The organism is Mycobacterium sp. SA01 (assembly GCF_041287105.1).
Lineage (GTDB): Bacteria > Actinomycetota > Actinomycetes > Mycobacteriales > Mycobacteriaceae > Mycobacterium.
On the sequence record NZ_JBGGNO010000016.1, the window covers coordinates 375,794 to 395,383 of the forward strand.

The window sequence follows — 19,590 nt, forward strand, 5'->3', positions numbered from 1 at the left end:
ACAAGTGATGCAGTTGTAATGTTATGGGGTTGTGCTGTGTCGTCGGCCGGAGGGGCCGACGCACCGCTGCGGCCAACTAGCTAGGGTTGCGGGCGTGATCGACCTGAAACTGCTGCGCGACGACCCCGATGCGGTACGGCGGTCCCAGCTCAGCCGTGGTGAGGATCCGGGCCTCGTCGACGCCCTGCTGGACGCCGACACCGCGCGCCGGGCGGCGATATCGAGAGCCGATTCACTGCGCGCCGAGCAGAAGGCCGCCAGCAAGAAGGTCGGTTCGGCATCCCCTGATGATCGGCCGGCGCTGCTCGAGCAGGCCAAAGAGCTTGCCGCGCAGGTGAAGTCGGCCGAAGCCGAGCAGGCTCAAGCCGAAGCGGCGATGACGGCCGCCCACATGGCCATTCAGAACGTCATCATCGATGGTGTTCCGGCCGGCGGCGAGGACGATTTCGTCGTGCTCGACGTGGTCGGTGAGCCTCGCGAGATCGAGAACCCGAAGGACCACCTCGAACTCGGCGAGTCGCTAGGGCTCATCGACATGGAGCGCGGCGCCAAGGTGTCGGGATCGCGGTTCTACTTCTTGACCGGCCGCGGCGCCCTGCTTCAACTCGGGCTGCTCCAGCTGGCGGTACGGGTGGCTACCGAGAACGGCTTCACGCTGATGATCCCGCCGGTGCTGGTACGCCCCGAGGTGATGGCCGGAACCGGATTCCTCGGTGCCCACGCCGACGAGATCTACCACCTCGCGGACGATGACCTCTATCTCGTCGGTACCTCAGAGGTGCCGTTGGCGGGTTATCACTCCGACGAGATCCTCGACCTCTCGGGCGGTCCGTTGCGCTACGCCGGATGGTCGTCCTGCTTCCGGCGCGAGGCCGGCAGTTACGGCAAGGACACTCGCGGCATCATCCGGGTGCACCAGTTCGACAAGGTGGAGGGCTTCGTTTACTGCCGCCCTGAGGACGCCGAGGCCGAACACCAGCGGCTGTTGGGCTGGCAGCGCCAGATGCTCGAGCTCATCGACGTGCCCTACCGGGTGATCGACGTGGCCGCCGGTGACCTCGGTTCGTCGGCGGCACGCAAATTCGACTGCGAGGCTTGGGTTCCCACCCAGCAGGCCTACCGCGAGCTGACCTCGACGTCGAACTGCACGACGTTCCAGGCTCGTCGGCTGGCCACCCGGTACCGCGACGAGAACGGCAAGCCGCAGACCGCGGCGACCCTGAACGGGACGCTGGCCACAACGCGGTGGCTGGTCGCGATCCTGGAGAACCATCAGCAGCCTGACGGCAGCGTGCGTGTTCCCGCCGCCCTGGTGCCTTACGTTGGGACGGAGGTCCTGCAACCGTGATCGAACTCGACCTCGATGAGGTGCGCGGCTGGTTCGGCTTCGGCGTGGCCGGAAACTTCGCCGGCCATCTCGAACAGGCCGGCGAGGCAGTCGATTTCGTCAACGTCAAGACGGAGGGCAAAGAAGGTTCAGCCCCCAAGGGAATCTTCCCGTGGTACGCGCCCGGGCACGACAGTTTCCTGGGGGAGTTTCCGCTGTCCCACGACGCGCTGATGGTGCCCAAGACGACGGAGGCCGACGGCCCGCTGAACCTGCAGATCGAGCCCGAGGTCGGGTTGGCCTGTGACGTGGTGTGGGAGGGCGACACCGTGGTCACGCTGCGACCGTTTGCGCTCGGCGCGTTCAACGACTGCTCGATCCGCCGGCCCAACGCGGCCAAGATCAGCCACAAGAAGAACTGGGGCCCGTCATCGAAAGGCGTTGCGCACCAGTTCTTCGACATCAGCGACCTCACCCCGGACGGCCCGACCGCGACGCTGCGGCTGCTGTGCCATCTGCGCACCGCCGACGGCGTGCACCACGAGTACGGGGTGGACAGCCCGCTGCTGGGCTACTCGTACTACGGCGAGGTGTTGCTGGACTGGATCGTCGAGCGGTTGGCCAACCAAAAGGGTTCGCCCGATACGCCTTTGGAGGATGTCGGAGCGCTCATGGTCGCGTCCGGGCGTCCGAAACGGGTACTGATCGGCATCGGTGCGACGCGCTACACCAAGCTGGGGGAGTCGACGTACCTGCAGCCGGGCGATGAGGCCATCGTGCGGGTGTACGACACCGAGAGCGACGCGGCATCCGAACTGCGCCAGTTGGTCTGGCAGCCGTAGTCCTTTCCTCACTGCGCCCAAACCGACGTTTGGACGCAAAAGGTCGAGTGGATCGCGCCATTTCGTCGATCTCGGCGCAGGCGTGCAGTGACTAACCCAGCAGCTCGTTCAGCACTGTCAAGAACTCCTGCGGCTTCACCGGGGTGAACGCCGGGCTCGGATAGGTGCCGGGCACGTCGAGGGTCACCAGTGTGGATTTCACCGGACGGTAGATGTCCAGCGGTAGCCACCGGCGCAGATCCGAACTGCCCCAGAACCGGAAGCGCTGCATCCAGAATCCCAGCGGCTCGGCCTTGTATCCCCGGATCGAGTGCAGGGGAATCACTTTCGCAGTACCCGACGGAAAGTGATAGCGCCGCAACGTCAGTGCGTAACGGTCCAGCTGGACCAGGCCGTCGTCGTAATGCTGCTGCGGTGGGGCGCTCATTGTCGAGAACACCGCAGCTCGTGGCCTTTGGTGGTCAGGCATCGTCCGGTCTCCAGATTCCACTGCCAGCCGTGCAGGTTGCACGTCAACGTCGAGCCTTCCACCACACCGAATTTCGACAGGTCGGCTTTCAGGTGCGGGCAGCGGCGTTGCATCGTGTACCCACCGATCTCCACGTCGCTGCTGTCGTCGTGGGTCTCGGCGAACCAGCCGTCCGCGTAGGCGATCCGCTCGTCGGTCAGGCACTTGAAGAAGGTGTACAGGTACTCGTTGTAACCGCCGACCCGCCACGCGCGGAAGCGGGTGGACAGGAAGATCGTGTTCACCCAGTCCGGTTCGTCGTCACGCAGAACGGTCCGCACCAGCTCCGGGGCGATCTCGAAGCCGTACCGGAACTTCTCGTCGGCAATCGGCTCCCGCACAACGCGTTTCGGGAAGTCCACCACGATGGTCTCCGGTCCGACCCGCAACTCCACCGCGTAGCCGATACCGTCGCAGATCTGGTCGCTCTGCAGCATGATGGGTTCGAATTTCGCGCGCAGCGGCTCCAGCAGTGATTCGCCCGTCGCCGGCGCCCACCGCGCCTTCTCGGCGGCCAGCACCGGCGCCATCCGTTCGGCGTAGGCGGCGATGTAGTCGGCCTTGCCGGTGGTGAAGATCGCCTCCACCTCGGGGGTCGGGATCGGGTGTTCGAGCGAATTCAGTTCCGGCCCGGTGAAATCGGCGACCGACCCAGGGATCATCAGCAGGCCGCCGTCGTTGCCGTTGCGCCGCATCTGGTCCAGGAAGACCATCTGGTCGGGGAAGATGTTGGCCGGGTCGCCGTGGTCGTCATTGAGGTCACGCAGTTCGGGATCCAGGAAGCATGGCGGCCCCGCCGACGGGATCACCCAGGTGGCACCGACATCGGCGATGAACTGCCTGCAGCGGTCCATACCGCGCTGACGCTTCTGAGTGCCGAACGACTGCTTGGCGCGCTCGGGCATGTCGTAGACCATCGGGTACCAGATCGCGCCCGAGTACTGCAGCATGTGCACGTCGATATGCCCGAATGCATCGGCCAGTAGGTCAACCGCGAGCGGGCGCGAGTCGTTCATGTTGAACACCGTCGTGGTGCCGTCGGAGACGACCAGCCCGGAGTCGCCGATCGGGCCGTCGGCCGGGGCCCGCAGCGCCACGATCATCACGTCCAGCTCACCCTTGGGCCCGCTGACCCGATGCTTCACGGAGTCGGTGGTCTCGTAGAAGCGGTGGAAGCCCAGCGCCTCGAGTTCGCGCTTCAGGTCGGGCACCGGGAAGTCCGGCAGCAGGACGACCGCGTCCTTGTTGACGTAGTCGGTGAGCAGCTTGGGGTCGAAGTGGTCTTTGTGCAGGTGTGAGACGTAGAGGTAGTCGCAGTCGCCCAGCGCGGCCCAGTCCAGGGCGCTGTTGTCAGGGAAGACGAACCACGATCCGAAATAGGCGGGGTTCAGCCAGGGGTCGCACAGGATGCTTCCTGCCTGGGTGTCGATCCGAAAACCGGCGTGACCGATGCTGGTGACCTGCACAAATCCCCTTTTCCGTGGTAACTGCACCAGCCACGAGCTTAGCCGCCAACGGTTCGCGAGCTAGGCTGACCGCTGTGGAACCGGTATATGGAACGGTCATTCAGCTCGCCCGCCTGACGTGGCGGGCGCAGGGCTTGAAGTTCACCGTGACCGGCGTCGAAAACCTACCCGCGACGGGTGGTGCTGTCGTGGCCATCAACCACACCAGCTATTTCGACTTCACTTTCGCCGGGCTGCCCGCCTACCTGCAGGGCCGCGGCCGCAAGGTGCGGTTCATGGCCAAGCAAGAGGTCTTCGACGCCAAGATCACCGGTCCGATCATGCGCAGCCTGCGCCACATCCCGGTGGACCGGGCCAGTGGCGCCGCCTCCTTCGACGCGGCCTGCCTGGCGTTGAAGGCCGGCGAACTGGTCGGCGTCTACCCCGAAGCGACGATCAGCCGCAGCTTCGAGCTCAAAGAATTCAAGTCCGGGGCGGCGCGCATGGCGATCGCCGCCGACGTTCCGATCATTCCGCACATCGTGTGGGGCGCTCAGCGCATCTGGACCAAGGGCCGTCCGCGCAAGATGTGGCGCCCCAAGGTGCCGATCGCGATCGCGGTCGGGGAGCCCATCGCGCCGACGCTGCCGGCCAATGAACTGACCGCGCTGCTGCACTCGCGTATGCAGCATCTTCTCGAGCAGGTGCAGGACCGCTACGGCCCGCATCCTGCCGGCGAATTCTGGGTGCCGCACCGGCTGGGCGGGGGTGCTCCGACGTTGGCCGAAGCATCTGCGATGGACGCGGCCGAGGCTGCCGAGAAAGCGGCCAAGAGGGCACAACGCCCAGACCCGCCGGGGTAGCACCATGGAACCCGTCTTTCGCTCCCTGGAGATCCTCGCCTCGATGGCAGTCCGGGCAGTGGGGTCAACGATCACCTTCGAGGGTCTCGACAACATCCCCGCCCACGGTGGTGCCGTGGTGGCGATCAACCACACCGGTTACGTGGATTTTCTGCCAGCCGCGTTGGGTACCCGCCAACGCAGACGCCGCATCCGGTTCATGATCAAGGCCGAGATGCAAAACGTGCGGACGGTGAACTTTTTGATCAAGCACACGGGCACCATCCCGGTGAATCGGCAGGCCGGCGCCGGTGCGTACGCCGAAGCGGTGCGCGCGCTCAAGGCCGGTGAGCTCGTCGGGGTCTATCCCGAGGCCACCATCAGCCGGGCGTTCGTCTTGAAGGACTTCAAGAGCGGGGCCGCGCGGATGGCCCTGGAGGCGCAGGTTCCCATCGTCCCGTGCATCGTCTGGGGCGCTCATCGGGTGTGGACCAAAGATCACCCGAAACGGTTGGGCCGCAACAAGATTCCATTCACCGTGCGGTACGGGCGGGCGCTGCCGCCGGTAGGCACAGCCCGCGATCTGGAAGGTGCGCTCAGAGAGCAGATGAGCACGATACTGCGTGAGGTCCAGCGGGCGTATCCGCACCCGGAAGGCGAATACTGGGTGCCGGCCGAGCTCGGGGGCGGCGCACCGACTCTGGACGAGGCCAAACGGCGTGACGAGGCCGAGTTGGCCGAGCGTGCGCGCCGCATGGGGGAGCACAGCTGATGCTGCCCGCGATGATCGCCACCGATGTGGATGGCACCCTCCTCGACGAGGACGAGCACGTCACCGCGCGCACCCGCAGCGCGGTGCAGGCAGCGGTGGCGTCGGGCGTCACGTTCGTGTTGGCGACCGGCCGCCCGCCGCGGTGGGTGCCACCGGTGGTCGAGGAATTGGGATTCGCGCCGATGGCGGTGTGCGCCAACGGTGCCGTGATCTACGACCCCGATCAGGACCGCATCATCTCCGCGCGCACCTTGTCGGTCGAGGTCCTCACCGAACTCGCCGACATCGCCACCCGGGTGATCCCCGGAGTGGGCCTGGCTGTCGAGCGGGTCGGACGCAGCGCGCACGACTCGGCCACGCCGCAGTTCGTCAGCTCACCCGGTTACGAGCACGCCTGGCTCAACCCCGACAACACCGAAGTCGCGATCGAGGACCTGCTCAGTGCGCCGGCGGTCAAGCTGCTGATCCGCAAGGCCGGCGCTCTCAGTGCGGACATGGCTGTGGAGCTTGCGAAACACATTGGCCCGCAAGGTGATATCACCTACTCGACCAATAACGGTCTGATCGAGATCAACCCGATCGGAACCAGTAAGGCGACCGGCGTCGAACACATCGCCCGGCCGCTGGGGATCGCCGCCGACGATGTGGTCGCCTTCGGTGACATGCCCAACGACGTTCCGATGCTGCGCTGGGCCGGGCTGGGCGTCGCGATGGGCAACGCCCACCCGGAGGCGATCGCTGCCGCCAATGAGGTGACCGCGACCAACGCCGACGACGGCCTGGCCCGGGTCCTCGAACGTTGGTGGCTGTAGACCTAGGCGATCGGGTTGGTGATGCGGCTGAACCGCTCCAGCTGCACGGGCGGCCCGTCGGCCGGTGGCGGCGGCATCACCAGGGTCAGCCCGTCGACCACCCGCAGCACGTTGTGCGTCTGGCGGTCGAAGTTGAGGGTGCCGTGCTGGAAGTTCTGCACGATCCACTCGGGTTCCTGGATCTCACCGCTGGTCGGCAGGCCCAGCGCTCCACGTTCATAGCCCAGTGATGCCCAGGCCTCGTAGATCGCACCGGTGAGCGGCTGCGCGTCGGTGGTCGGTGACCAGTACACGGCGCCGTGTTCGAAGGTCACATACCGCGCGTTGCCGTCGGCGGCGGCCTCCGGCGTCGTCGGCATCCCCAGCGGTGAGTCTTTGCCGCCCATGGCTTCCCACTTGGCCAGGATCGCGCCGCCGCGCAGCGAATCCATCAGGTCCGGTGGTCTGTTGAACCTCGACGCGATGTCGCGGATCTGATTCAGCGCCGCATAGCCGGCGTTGCCCGGGCATGCGGTGTTGCCGACGTCGCGGTGCGCGAAGATCGTCGGCAGCGTCGGCGTGGTGCCGGCGGGGAAGAACGTGTAGTCGCCCCCGGCCGACCGCAGCATCGTGGTGCCCAGTGGGTTGACGTGGTCCAGGCCAAGCCGCCAGCCGAGCAGCCTGCCGACCGTTCGGACCAGGATGTCGGTGGGTGGCACGTCCTCGAAGTCGCCGATCATCGACACACCCCACACGTCGGTGTTGAAACCGCCTGTGTGCGAACCGAGGACGTCTTTGGTGATACCACCGGCACGGCCTTCGAACACCTGGCCGTACTTGTCAACCAATGCGTTGTAGGCGATGTCGCACCACCCCAGAGTGCGGGTGTGGTAGGCGTAGATCGAGCGGACGATCTCAGCGGAGTCTTCGGGGGCGTAGTCGTTGCTGCCTGCGGTGTGGTGTACCACCGCCGCGCGAATTCCGTTGCCGTAAGAAGGGTTACCGCAGCGGATGTGCTCGTCGGCACCCCACTGGGCACGGCTGATGATGTTCGGTGGTTGGCCGGGTCCCAGAGCCGCCGTCGGCGGTTGCCACTGCGAGTCGACCGGTGCCCTGGGCGGCGGGGTGATCAAGACTGCCGAGATGTTCTGCGCGAATGGTTGTTCGACGGTGGCGGGCACGTAGCCCAGGTTCTTGCCGGTCTCGGGTGGGGCGGTGGTGACGGGCGCGTTCGGCGGCCGGGTGACTGCGATCTGCACCGATGTGGTGGTTCCCACGAACACCGGGTCGGTGCCGCGGGGACCGCCGTGCTGGCTGTCGTCGGCGTTCGATTCCAGAGTCTCCGCGGTGTACCACGGGCCCCAGGTGCCGTCCGGGCGCTTGGCGCGTACCCGCGCCGATGTTCCGGTCAGGTCGGTCCCCGTTAGGGCGACCATCGAGAACGGTGTCGGCTGGCTGATCTCGCGCACGGTCACGCCGCCGCCGACGCCGGTCAGCGGTTGCTGCGAGAGCACGGTGTCGGCTGCCTTGGGCCCGTCGGGGCGTTCTGATCCGGGCGCGCCGGTGATTGCCCACGGCAGGATGACGACGGTCGCCGCGATCGCGGTGAACACGAGTGTCGGCGCAGGTCGGCGGGGCAGCACAAGGCGATGTTACGTATGTGCCTTCTGATACCAGTGTTTCGACACGGGCCAGTGTGAAGAAAGTGATACTTGATGCCTGCAACGGCACCGCAGGGGCCTCTCCGGGTTCACTGCCCTAGCGGCCTGACCCACCCTGCGGTGCCGTTCCGACGCAGGTCTTTTCTTAACCGGCGGGGGCTGGGGCTGCCGCGGGAGCGGCAGCGGCGGCCGAGGCGCCCTGCATGGCCTGGGTGATCGACGGCATCACCACACCCTTGAGCAGGTCGATCGCCTGGCCGACGCCGAGTTGGTTGGCGGCGCTGCTGAGATCGCTGATGATCCCGCCGGAGGCGGCCGGTGCGCTGGGCATGGCCAGCGAGGGATCACCGAGGATCGGATAGGTCCCGTTCACCGGACCCAGCGGAGCACTGATCGGCTGCTCGCTGGGCAGACCGAGGCCCGTCGCCGAGGGGCTGGTCAAGCCCGGTGTTGCCAGCGACGGAGTGGTGCCGAGCTGCGGAGTCGTCAGTGCCGGGTTGGTCAACCCGGGATCGGTCAGCGACGCCGACGGCAGGGTGGCCCCTGGAGTGGTGAGGCCGGGTGTCGTGAGACCCGGGGTGGTGACGCTCGGCGTGGTGAGGCCGGGCGTGGTCAATCCTGGAGTCGTCAGACCCGGTGTGGTCAGACCGGGCGTGGTCAGACCCGGGGTCGTCAGCCCCGGGGTGGTGAGCCCGGGCGTGGTCAGACTCGGGGTGGTGAGCCCGGGTGCGGTCAGCCCGGGTGCGGTCAGACTCGGGGTGGTCAGGCCCGGCGCGGTCAAGCCCGGCGTGGTCAGCAGCGGGCCTGCCTGCGCCGGCTGGGCGCCGGCGGGGCTCAGGCCCGTAGGCAGTGGCGGCAGGTTGATCCCGAACTGCGACAGACCTTGCTGCAGTGCGGACATCAACTCGTTGGGCAGGTCGGTCACCACGGCGGCGCGAACGAATTCGCGATGCTCGGGCGCCTTCTGCGGGGCGGCGGTCAGTTCGACCACACCAATAGCTGCAATTGGACTTGCGACGGCCAATGCGGCGACTGCGCTCATGGCTGTCGAGAGCTTGCGTCGACGGCTGTTAGGCACGGAAGTCTCCTCAATATCTAGACAGCGTTCGTGTCTGATCACTTCGTAGGGCTCGATTTTCGGCCGTGCGCCGAGTCCGAAGCCAACGTGATTGATGGTACGGCTGTGACTAGTGTGTCTAGAGTGACGATGCTGAATCGTGAGCCAATTGCGACCTTGGAGCGTTACCGGCGCATGTGATTTCCCGCCGGCGTCCGGGCTTGCGATGCGGGTCACACCGCGCCGGTCCGATAACCTAGGCGCCGATGAGCAGTTCAGAATCCCCGGTCGCTTCGCTTCTGCCCGCCGGTCAAAATTCCGGGATCGACTCAGGCCCCTACGACCTCTTCGTCGTCGGCTCCGGCTTCTTCGGCCTGACCATCGCCGAGCGGGTGGCCAGCCAGCTGGGCAAGCGGGTCCTGGTCGTCGAACGCCGGTCGCACATCGGCGGCAACGCCTACTCCGAGCCGGAGCCGCAGACCGGCATCGAGATCCACCGCTACGGTGCCCACCTGTTCCACACCTCCAACCAGAGGGTGTGGGACTACGTCCGGCAGTTCACCGATTTCACCGGATATCAGCACAGGGTGTTCGCCATGCACGGCGGCCAGGCCTACCAGTTTCCGATGGGGCTCGGACTGGTGGCGCAGTTCTTCGGCAAGTACTTCACCCCCGACGGGGCCCGTCAGCTGATCCAGGAGCAGGCCGCCGAGTTCAAGACCGAGGAGGCCGCCAACCTCGAGGAGAAGGCGATCTCACTGATCGGCCGGCCCCTCTACGAGGCCTTCGTCAAGGGCTACACCGCCAAGCAATGGCAGACCGACCCCGCCGAACTCCCGGCAGCCGTCATCAGCCGCCTGCCGGTGCGCTACACGTTCGACAACCGCTACTTCAACGACACCTACGAGGGCCTGCCGGTCGACGGCTACACGAAGTGGCTGCAGAACATGGCCGTCGACGACCGCATCGAAGTCAGGCTGGAGACCGACTGGTTCGACGTCCGCGACGAACTGCGGGCCGCCAGCCCTGACGCCCCGGTGATCTACACCGGGCCGCTGGACCGCTATTTCGACTACGCCGAGGGTCGGTTGGGGTGGCGCACCCTGGACTTCGAACTGGAGGTGCTCCCATGCGGGGACTTCCAGGGCACCCCGGTGATGAACTACAACGACCTCGACGTCCCCTACACCCGCATCCACGAGTTCCGCCACTTCCACCCGGAGCGCGAGTACCCGACCGACAAGACGGTCATCATGCGCGAGTACTCCCGGTTCGCCGACGACGACGACGAGCCCTACTACCCGATCAACACCGAGTCCGACCGCGCGCTGCTGGCCGCTTACCGCAGCCGGGCGCGGGAGGAGACGTCCGCGAACAAGGTGCTCTTCGGTGGCAGGCTGGGCACATACCAATACCTGGACATGCACATGGCGATCGCCAGCGCGCTGAACATGTATGACAACACCCTGGCGCCGCACCTGCGCGACGGGACCCCGCTGACCGAAAGCAGCACAGAATGAGCGAGATTCCGTCCGGCCCGATCGCGGCCGGAGAAACCAAGGCCGTCAGCCTGCTGGCGCGGGTGATCCTCCCGCGTCCCGGCGAGCCGCTCGACGTCCGCAAGCTCTACATCGAAGAGTCCGACACCAACGCACGCCGGGCGCACGCGCCCACCCGCACCACCTTGGAGATCGGCGCCGAGTCCGAAGTCTCGTTCGCGACCTACTTCAACGCCTTCCCGGCCAGCTATTGGCGACGCTGGTCGACGCTGGAATCGGTGGTACTGCGCGTCGAGGTCACCGGATCGGCCCGCGTCGACGTCTACCGGTCCAAGGCCACCGGCGCCCGAATCACCGTCGGCGGCACCGAGATCAGCAGCCCGGATGCGACGACGCCGACCTCTGCGGAATTCGAGATCGGCCTGGACCCGTTCGAAGACGGCGGCTGGGTCTGGTTCGACATCACCACCGACACCAACACCACGGTGCACGGCGCCGGTTGGTACGCCCCGGTGCCGGCTCCGGGCCGGGCCAGCGTCGTCGTGGGCATCCCGACCTTCAACCGGCCCGCCGACTGCGTCAACGCGCTGGCCGCACTGACGTCGGATCCGTTGGTGGACAACGTGATCACCGGCGTCATCGTGTCGGATCAAGGAACCCAGAAGGCGAAAGACCATCCCGGGTTCGATGCCGCCGCCGCGGCGCTGGGTTCGCGTCTGTCCATACACAACCAGCCCAACCTCGGCGGTTCGGGCGGTTACAGCCGGGTGATGTACGAGGCGCTGAAGAACACCGACTGCGAACAGATCCTGTTCATGGACGACGACATCCGCATCGAGCCCGACTCCATCCTGCGGGCCTTGGCGCTCAACCGATTTGCGAAGGTTCCGACCCTTGTCGGCGGCCAGATGCTCAATCTGCAGGAGCCCAGTCACCTGCATGTCATGGGTGAGATGGTCGACTCGGCCAACTTCATGTGGACCGGCGCGGTCAACACCGAATACGACCACAACTTCGCCAAGTACCCGCTGAACGACGAAGAGGAATATCGCAGCCGGCTCCTGCACCGTCGGATCGACGTCGACTACAACGGCTGGTGGATGTGCATGATCCCGCGGCAGGTCGCCGAGGAGCTCGGTCAGCCGCTGCCGCTGTTCATCAAATGGGACGACGCAGACTACGGTCTGCGGGCCGGCGAGCACGGCTACCCCACCGTCACGCTGCCCGGCGCCGCGATCTGGCACATGGCGTGGAGCGACAAGGACGACGCCATCGACTGGCAGGCGTACTTCCACCTGCGCAACCGGCTGGTGGTGGCCGCTCTGCACTGGGATGGAAACGTCCGCGGCCTCATCGCCAGCCACATGAAGGCCACCCTCAAACACCTTCTGTGCCTTGAGTATTCGACTGTCGCGATCCAGAACAAGGCGATGGACGATTTCCTCGAGGGGCCCGAACACATCTTCTCCATCCTCGAGTCTGCACTGCCCGAGGTCCGCCGGCTGCGGTCGCAGTATCCCGACGCCGTCGTGCTGCCCAGCGCCACCACATTGCCCACGCCGTCGGACAAGCGGTGGCGCCGCAAAGTCAGCATCCCGACCAACCCGCTGTCGATCGCTGTGCGGCTCGCCCGCGGCGTGGCCCACCAGCTGAGGCCGCACGATCCCGTGCACCACGAGCGTCCCCAGATCAACGTCGCGACCCAGGACGCCCGGTGGTTCTCGCTGTCCCGGGTCGACGGCGTCACCGTCACCACCGCCGACGGCCGCGGCGTGGTCTACCGGCAGCGCGATCGAGCGAAAATGTTTGCGCTACTGCGGGCTTCGACGCGCCGCCAGGTGCAGCTGGCCCGCAAGTTCAACCGGATGCGCAAGGTCTACCGAGACGCACTGCCGACGCTGTCGAGCAAGGAGAAGTGGGAAACGGTGTTGCTCGAGAGCTCGTCCAGCCATGGCTGAGGTCGAGCCGGTCGCGCCGCCCGCGAGCGGTGAGATCGCGGCCCTGGTCACCATCCAATCGACCTTGGGTACGCCCCGGGTGATCGAGGTGGCCCGCGCGATGTCGCACTTCGGCGAACATGCCCAGGGCTGGGTGGCAGTGTCGGCGCTCGGTGCGCTGGCCATGCCGAAGCGGCGAAGGGACTGGGTGCTGGTGGGCGTCGGCGCGGTGGCCGCACACGCGGCCGCGATCGCGATCAAGCTGGTGGTGCGCCGCGCGCGCCCGAATCACCCCGCGGTCGCGGTCAACGTCGGCACGCCCAGCGCGCTGAGCTTTCCCTCGGCGCACGCCACCTCCACGACTGCCGCGGCTATGCTGCTGAGCCGGGCCACCCGCTCACGGCTGCCGCTGGCAGTGGTGCCCGCGATGGCCTTGTCGCGGCTGGTGCTCGGCGTGCACTACCCGACTGACGTGCTCGCGGGGGCGGCGGTCGGCGCCGTTGTCGCGACGACGGCCGGCCGTGTCGCCGCACCGCAGAAGGAGAAGCGGAAATGAGCGCCCATGAGTGAGGGAGCGGCGCGGGTCGCCGGACCGCCGAGCAATCTGTTCACCGGGATCATCAAGGCCATCCGCCCTCGCCAGTGGGTCAAGAACCTGCTGGTGCTGCTCGCCCCGATCGCCGCGCTCGGCGGCAACGTGCAATACGACTACAAAGAGGTCGCGGTCAAGATTTTGATCGCGTTCGCCTCGTTCTCGCTGGCCGCCTCCTGCATCTATCTGGTCAACGACTCGCGGGACGTCGAAGCGGACCGTCAGCACCCGACCAAGCGGTTCCGCCCGATCGCCGCGGGAGTGGTTCCGCCGGGGCTGGCCTACACGTTGGCCGTCGTGCTGGGCGTCGCCGCGCTCGGGCTGTCGCTGCTGGCCTCGGTGAACCTGCTGATCGTGATCGGCGTCTACATTGCCATGCAGCTCGCCTACTGCTTCGGGCTCAAACACCAAGCGGTGCTGGACATCTGCATCGTGTCGTCGGCCTACCTGATCCGTGCCATCGCCGGCGGTGCAGCAGCCGGGATCCCGCTGTCGCAATGGTTCCTGTTGGTGATGACCTTCGGATCGTTGTTCATGGTGGCCGGAAAGCGTTATGCCGAACTGCAGCTCGCCGAGCGTACCGGCGCCAAGATTCGCAAGTCGCTCGAGAGCTACACAGCCTCTTACCTCCGGTTCGTCTGGACGGTGGCGGCCACCGCGATGGTGGTCTGTTACAGCCTGTGGGCTTTCGAGCGGGACGGGGCCAACGCGTCCTGGTACGCGGTCACGATCATTCCGATCACCATCGCGATCCTGCGATACGCGGTCGACGTCGACGGCGGATTGGCCGGCGAACCCGAAGACATCGCGTTGAAGGATCGGGTACTGCAGCTGCTGTTGCTGGCGTGGATCGGGACCATCGGTGCAGCGATCGCCTTCAGTTGAGCACCTGACGCCTGAACCGGTTTCGGCCGCGCCGACCGGGCGCCGCCTGGTGCGGGTGAGCCTCTGGATCGGCGTCGTGGTGACCGCGGCGCTGTGGGCGTGGGGTGCCTGGCAGCGCCGCTGGATCGCCGACGACGGTCTGATTGTGCTGCGCACGGTGCGCAACCTGCTGGCAGGCAACGGGCCGGTGTTCAACGCCGGCGAACGCGTGGAATCCAATACCTCCACGCTCTGGACCTACCTGAACTATCTCGGCGCACTGATCGCCGGTCCGGTGCAGCTGGAGTACGTCGCGCTCGCGCTTGCGCTGAGCTTGTCCGTGGCCGGCGTGGTGATGATAATGCTCGGCACCGCAAGACTATTCGCGCCCGGTCTGATAGGCCGCCGGGCCGTGTTACTGCCCGCGGGGGCCGTGGTCTACATCGCGATCCCGCCCGCACGGGACTTTGCCACCTCGGGTCTGGAGAACGGCCTGGTGCTGGCCTGGATCGGCTTGCTGTGGTGGATGATGGTCTGCTGGGCGCAGGCACCCCGGCTGCAGCGCGGTGGCCCGGTTTTCACCGCCGCGCTGGCCTTCGTCGCAGGCTTGAGCGTGCTGGTGCGGCCCGAACTCGCCCTGATCGGCGGCCTCGCATTGGTCATGATGCTCGTCGCGGCCAAGGGCTGGACCACCCGTGTGATCATCCTGGTTGCCGGCGGCTTGTTCCCGGTGGGCTATCAGATCTTCCGGATGGGTTACTACGCACTGCTTTTCCCGCAGACCGCGCTGGCCAAGGATGCCTCGGGGGACAAATGGGGGCAGGGCCTGATCTATTTGGCCAACTTCAACCAGCCCTATGCGCTGTGGCTGGCGGCGCTGCTGGTGATCGCACTGGGCGCGGTGGTGGTGGCCGCGCGTGATACCCCGTCGCGGGCCGGCGAACCGGATCCGTCCGGCGACCGCGGCCTGCTGGCACGCAGAATCCAAAGTCCCACTGCCGTTGTGATTTTCATGCTCGTCAGTGGCCTGCTGCAGGGTCTGTACTGGATCCGGCAGGGCGGTGACTTCATGCACGGCCGGGTGTTGTTGACGCCTATTTTCTGCCTGCTGACTCCCGTCGCGGTGATCCCCGTGGTGCTGCCCGAGCCCTTCACCTTCTCCCGCGAGCGCGCCACGGTGCTCGCGGGCGCGACGATCGCGCTGTGGTTGGGGCTGGTCGGCTGGTCGCTGTGGGCGGCGAACTCGCCGGGGTTGGGCTCCGACGCCACCCGGGTGACCTATTCGGGCATCGTCGACGAGCGGCGGTTCTACTCGCAGGCCACAGGTCACGCTCACCCGCTGACCGCCGCCGATTACCTGGACTACCCGCGGATGCGGGCGGTGCTGGCCGCGATTGCAAACACACCCGATGGCGCGCTGCTGCTGCCGTCGGGAAACTATGACCAGTGGGATGTGGTGCCCGCCTATCCGCCGCCACCACCTCCACCGGGTGTCTCGATGGATACCTGGCGTCGCCAAATAGCACCGCACACAGTCTTTTTCACCAACCTCGGCATGCTCGGGATGAATGTCGGGCTGAACGTGAGAGTGATCGACCAGATCGGTCTGGCGAACCCGATCGCAGCGCACACCGCGCGCCTGGCGGATGCCCGGATCGGCCACGACAAGAACCTCTTCCCGGACTGGGCCGTTGCCGAGGGGCCTTGGCTCAAGAAACACCCGTACGTGCCGCCGTACCTCGATGAGGGGTGGATCGCCGAGGCCGAGGTGGCGCTGAGGTGTCCCGAGACCGAGGCGATGCTCAATTCCATCCGGGACCCGCTGGGTATCCGCCGCTTCCTGTCAAATGTGTTGCACGCGATCGATTTCACCCGATACCGCATCGATCGCGTTCCGCAGTACGAGCTGGCGCGTTGCGGTCTTGCGGAGCCACCGTTGAAGGGCACCCCGTATACGGGCCTCCCTGCTACCGGTCCCTGACCACCCCGCTGACCGTCCCGTCAGTTTTCCGGCGTCGCGATGTGGCCAAAGTGGGCCGAGTGCAAGATGTTACGTGTGACACATGCTGCAAAGTGGTGAGCATGGCCGCACAGCACCCTTCCGGTGCAGCGGGTTTCACGATTGCCTCGCCGGCGCGGTAGTTTAGTTTGCCAGCCGGGCTCTAGCCGGTAACGCTGCGGTCAGTTTGCGGCGATACACAGGTCAAGTGTGAAAGCGCTTGGCAAAACCAACGTCAATGTCGACAGCGGTTCTGCCGTGCCGTGAACGAATGAGTTGAGCAACCGATGGTTCGTGCCGTGAGAGCCTCCCTCGCCGCCGTCCTACTGATGACCGCGCTGGCGACGGTGACGGGCGTGGTCCCGCACGCCAAAGCGTTCTCCAGAGAAGGCCTTCCGGTCGAGTATCTGGACGTGTACTCGCCGTCGATGGGCCGCAACATCCGCGTCGAGTTCCAAGGCGGCCCCGCCGGCTCGAAGGCCGTCTACCTGCTCGACGGTCTGCGCGCCCAGGACGACTACAGCGGCTGGGACATCAACACCCCCGCCTTCGAGTGGTTCTACGACTCCGGAGTCTCGGTGGTCATGCCCGTCGGTGGGCAGTCCAGCTTCTACAGCGACTGGTACTCGCCGTCGAGCTTCAACAAGCAGCCCTACACCTACAAGTGGGAGACGTTCCTCACCAGCGAGCTCCCGCAATGGCTGGCCGCCAACAAGCAGGTTTCGTCGACCGGCAACGCCGTCGTCGGCCTGTCGATGTCGGGCGGCGCCGCGCTGATTCTGTCGGCCTACCACCCGCAACAGTTCGTCTACGCGGCCTCGCTGTCGGGCTTCCTCAATCCCTCGGCGCTGCTGATGCAGCAAGCCATCCGGGTGGCCATGCTCGACGCGGGCGGCTATAACGTCGACAACATGTGGGGTCCACCGTGGGATCCGGCGTGGAAGCGCAACGACCCGGTGGTCCAGGCCGCCACGATCGCGCACAACGGCACCCGGCTGTGGATCTACTGCGCGCCTGGTGGGCAGACCGATCTCGACGCCGGCGGCGACCCAGGCGCGGCACTGAGCGCCACCAGCCTGGAGTCGATGGCGATCAAGAGCAACAAAGATTTTCAGGCCGCCTACACAGCGGCCGGCGGCAGCAACGCGACGTTCGAATTCCCGCCGTCGGGCAACCATTCGTGGCCCTACTGGGGAGCTCAACTCGCGGCACTAAAACCCGACCTCATCGCCACCATCAACCGGTGAGAGGGCGGTCACGACAACATCTGTAGAAGAGGAACGATCACCACACCTGTGGTTGACTACCAGGGCACGGCTGCGTGGATCGCATGCGGTGCGGCCCCCGAAAAAGGATGGAAATACATGAAGTTCGTTGAGAAGTTGCGCGGCGTTTGGCTGCGCCGGCTGACAGTCGCTGCCGCGGCTGCCGCCGTGCTGCCCGGCCTGATCGGCGTCGTCGGCGGCTCCGCAACGGCGGGAGCATTCTCCAAGCCCGGCCTGCCGGTCGAGTACCTCGAAGTGCCGTCCGCAGGTATGGGACGCGACATCAAGATCCAGTTCCAGAGCGGCGGGCCCAACTCGCCCGCGGTCTACCTGCTCGACGGTCTGCGCGCGCAGGACGACTTCAACGGCTGGGACATCAACACCCCCGCGTTCGAGTGGTACTACAACTCCGGACTGTCGGTCGTCATGCCCGTCGGCGGCCAGTCCAGCTTCTACTCGGATTGGTACAAGCCGGCATGCGGCAAGGCCGGTTGCCAGACCTACAAGTGGGAGACGTTCCTGACCCAGGAGCTGCCCGCATACCTGGCCGCCAACAAGGAGGTCAAGCCGACCGGTAGCGCAGCCGTGGGTCTGTCGATGGCCGGTTCCGCCGCGCTGACCCTGGCGATCTACCACCCCGAGCAGTTCCCGTACGCCGGCGCGCTGTCGGGCTTCCTCAACCTCTCCGAGGGCTGGTGGCCGATGCTGGTGAACCTGTCGATGGGTGACGCCGGTGGCTTCAAGGCCAACGACATGTGGGGACCGACCGAGGACCCGAACAGCGCCTGGAAGCGCAACGACCCGATGGTCAACATCCAGAAGCTGATCGACAACAACACCCGCATCTGGATCTACTGCGGTGACGGCAAGCCGTCCGACCTGGACGCCGGAACCAGCAGCGGCAACCTGTTCAACGCGAAGTTCCTGGAAAGCTTCACGCTGCGGACGAACAAGACGTTCCGCGACACCTACCTGGCCAAGGGTGGCACCAACGGGGTGTTCAACTTCCCCGCCAACGGCACCCACCAGTGGAACTACTGGGGCCAGCAGCTGCAGCAGATGAAGCCGGACATCCAGCGCGTGCTCGGCGCCACGCCGACCGCCTGATATCCAGCAGTCGACAACTCACCAACGGCGGCGACCTCCGGGTCGTCGCCGTTGGCGTATCCGAACCAACCGCGTAAGCAGTGTGATTCACTACCTGCAGGTGGGGCGGGGCTGGGAAATGCGACGAGTCGACTTTGAGGTGACCATGAAGAGTCTGTCGGGCCTGTTTCGGGGAGTATGCGCCGCGGTTCTGGCGCTGGGCCTCATGAGTGCCACCGCACCAACCGGCCACGCGGCCGATGTCGAGTACCTGATGGTGCCGTCGCCGGCCATGGGCCGCGACATCCCGGTGGCCTTTATGGGCGGCGGCCCGCACGCCGTGGTGCTGCTGGATGCGTTCAACGCCGGCGATCCGGTCAGCAACTGGGTCACCGCGGGCAACGCGATGAACACGCTGGCCGGTAAGGGCGTCTCCGTGGTGGCTCCGGCCAGTGGGGCCTTCACCCTGTACACCAACTGGGAGGCCGACGGCACCCGGCAGTGGGAGACCTTCCTGTCCGACGAATTGCCCAACTGGCTGGCCGCCAACAAGGGCTTGGCCCCGGGCGGGCACGCCATCGTCGGCGCCGCGCAGGGCGGTCTCGGCGCAATGATGGAGGCGACGTTCCACCCTGATCGCTACCGTTACGCCGGTTCCCTGTCGGGCTTCCTGACCCCGTCGAACACCTTCATGAACGGCGCGATCACCGCGGGTATGAACGAGTTCGGCGGCGTGAACACCCAGGCCATGTGGGGTGCTGCGCAGCTCGGCCGGTGGAAGTGGCATGACCCCGAGGTGCACGTCCAGCTGCTGGTCGACAACAACACCCGACTGTGGGTGTTCAGCCCCCAGACCACGACCTGCAGTGACGTTCCGGCCATGATCGGCTACTGCGACCTGGCCCAGGGCAGCAACCGGACCTTTTACGCGCATTACCGGGCCGTGGGGGGCCATAACGGCCACTTCGACTTCCCGGCCGGCGGCAATCACGACTGGGGCAACTGGGCCGGGCAGCTGGCCGCGATGTCGGGAGATGTTGTCGCGGCGATCAAATAGCTCGCTCCTGACCTTCCAGGTCAGCGCGAACTGTTAACTTTCCGCA

The 19,590-nt window shown here is 66.2% G+C and carries 17 protein-coding genes; 13 read left to right on the plus strand and 4 right to left on the minus strand.

Translation table 11 applies throughout. From position 1 onward, the window contains the following. Positions 1–94 precede the first annotated feature (94 nt). Together serS and AB4879_RS09560 are read left to right on the plus strand one after the other, a co-directional pair. The gene (serS, locus tag AB4879_RS09555) at positions 95–1,348 is read left to right on the plus strand and encodes a serine--tRNA ligase (RefSeq protein WP_370507395.1); all 1,254 of its coding nucleotides are present in this window, start codon (positions 95–97) and stop codon (positions 1,346–1,348) included. Further along, positions 1,345–2,169 carry a DUF5718 family protein gene (locus tag AB4879_RS09560; protein WP_370507396.1) on the plus strand — a complete coding sequence of 275 codons (825 nt, stop codon included), beginning with the start codon at positions 1,345–1,347 and terminating at the stop codon, positions 2,167–2,169. Before serS ends, AB4879_RS09560 begins: the two co-directional genes overlap by 4 nt. 91 nt (positions 2,170–2,260) lie before the next feature. Here AB4879_RS09560 and AB4879_RS09565 read toward each other — a convergent pair whose 3' ends face one another. Next, positions 2,261–2,596 (minus strand): hypothetical protein, encoded by a 336-nt coding sequence (locus AB4879_RS09565; protein WP_102806028.1) that lies wholly within the window; start codon positions 2,594–2,596, stop codon positions 2,261–2,263. After that, on the minus strand, positions 2,593–4,143 hold the full coding sequence (locus AB4879_RS09570; protein WP_370507397.1) for a Rieske 2Fe-2S domain-containing protein: 1,551 nt from the start codon (positions 4,141–4,143) through the stop codon (positions 2,593–2,595). The genes AB4879_RS09565 and AB4879_RS09570 overlap by 4 nt, the downstream gene beginning before the upstream one ends. 74 nt (positions 4,144–4,217) lie before the next feature. On the opposite strand from AB4879_RS09570, the gene AB4879_RS09575 reads away from it, so the two are divergent. Genes AB4879_RS09575 through AB4879_RS09585 form a run of 3 tightly spaced genes read left to right on the plus strand, consistent with a single transcriptional unit; the run spans position 4,218 to position 6,548 of the window. After that, a complete protein-coding gene (locus AB4879_RS09575; RefSeq protein ID WP_370507398.1) occupies positions 4,218–4,985 on the plus strand; it encodes a lysophospholipid acyltransferase family protein in 768 nt (255 codons plus the stop codon). A 4-nt stretch (positions 4,986–4,989) separates the two neighbouring features. Continuing rightward, complete coding sequence (locus AB4879_RS09580) at positions 4,990–5,736, plus strand: lysophospholipid acyltransferase family protein (protein ID WP_370507399.1); 747 nt, start codon at positions 4,990–4,992, stop codon at positions 5,734–5,736. Next, on the plus strand, positions 5,736–6,548 hold the full coding sequence (locus AB4879_RS09585) for an HAD family hydrolase (protein WP_370507400.1): 813 nt from the start codon (positions 5,736–5,738) through the stop codon (positions 6,546–6,548). The genes AB4879_RS09580 and AB4879_RS09585 overlap by 1 nt, the downstream gene beginning before the upstream one ends. Before the next feature lie 2 nt (positions 6,549–6,550). On the opposite strand, the gene AB4879_RS09590 is transcribed toward AB4879_RS09585, so the two are convergent. Beyond that, positions 6,551–8,170 (minus strand): N-acetylmuramoyl-L-alanine amidase, encoded by a 1,620-nt coding sequence (locus tag AB4879_RS09590; protein ID WP_102806033.1) that lies wholly within the window; start codon positions 8,168–8,170, stop codon positions 6,551–6,553. 163 nt (positions 8,171–8,333) lie between these two features. Continuing rightward, entirely contained in the window at positions 8,334–9,266 is a 933-nt protein-coding gene (locus tag AB4879_RS09595) for a hypothetical protein (protein ID WP_370507401.1), read from the minus strand. A gap of 245 nt (positions 9,267–9,511) precedes the next feature. Here AB4879_RS09595 and glf point away from each other — a divergent pair, with 245 nt between their 5' ends. The 8 genes from glf to AB4879_RS09635 all read left to right on the plus strand — a co-directional run bounded on the left by glf (position 9,512) and on the right by AB4879_RS09635 (position 19,544). Then, positions 9,512–10,765, plus strand: a complete 1,254-nt coding sequence (glf, locus tag AB4879_RS09600; protein WP_370507402.1) for a UDP-galactopyranose mutase — start codon at positions 9,512–9,514, stop codon at positions 10,763–10,765. Continuing rightward, the gene (locus AB4879_RS09605; RefSeq protein ID WP_370507403.1) at positions 10,762–12,702 is read left to right on the plus strand and encodes a glycosyltransferase; all 1,941 of its coding nucleotides are present in this window, start codon (positions 10,762–10,764) and stop codon (positions 12,700–12,702) included. Before glf ends, AB4879_RS09605 begins: the two co-directional genes overlap by 4 nt. Next, positions 12,695–13,237, plus strand: coding sequence for a phosphatase PAP2 family protein (locus AB4879_RS09610; protein WP_102806037.1), 543 nt, complete (start codon positions 12,695–12,697; stop codon positions 13,235–13,237). The genes AB4879_RS09605 and AB4879_RS09610 overlap by 8 nt, the downstream gene beginning before the upstream one ends. Positions 13,238–13,243: 6 nt before the next feature. Then, positions 13,244–14,158, plus strand: a complete 915-nt coding sequence (locus tag AB4879_RS09615; protein WP_102806038.1) for a decaprenyl-phosphate phosphoribosyltransferase — start codon at positions 13,244–13,246, stop codon at positions 14,156–14,158. A gap of 4 nt (positions 14,159–14,162) precedes the next feature. Beyond that, positions 14,163–16,118, plus strand: a complete 1,956-nt coding sequence (zomB, locus tag AB4879_RS09620) for a flagellar motor control protein ZomB (protein ID WP_370507481.1) — start codon at positions 14,163–14,165, stop codon at positions 16,116–16,118. A 305-nt stretch (positions 16,119–16,423) separates the two neighbouring features. Then, a complete protein-coding gene (locus AB4879_RS09625) occupies positions 16,424–17,383 on the plus strand; it encodes an esterase family protein (RefSeq protein WP_102806040.1) in 960 nt (319 codons plus the stop codon). 117 nt (positions 17,384–17,500) lie between these two features. Continuing rightward, the gene (locus tag AB4879_RS09630) at positions 17,501–18,508 is read left to right on the plus strand and encodes an esterase family protein (RefSeq protein ID WP_102806140.1); all 1,008 of its coding nucleotides are present in this window, start codon (positions 17,501–17,503) and stop codon (positions 18,506–18,508) included. Positions 18,509–18,653: 145 nt separating this feature from the next. Continuing rightward, a complete protein-coding gene (locus AB4879_RS09635; RefSeq protein ID WP_370507404.1) occupies positions 18,654–19,544 on the plus strand; it encodes an alpha/beta hydrolase-fold protein in 891 nt (296 codons plus the stop codon). The last annotated feature ends 46 nt before the right edge of the window (positions 19,545–19,590 follow it).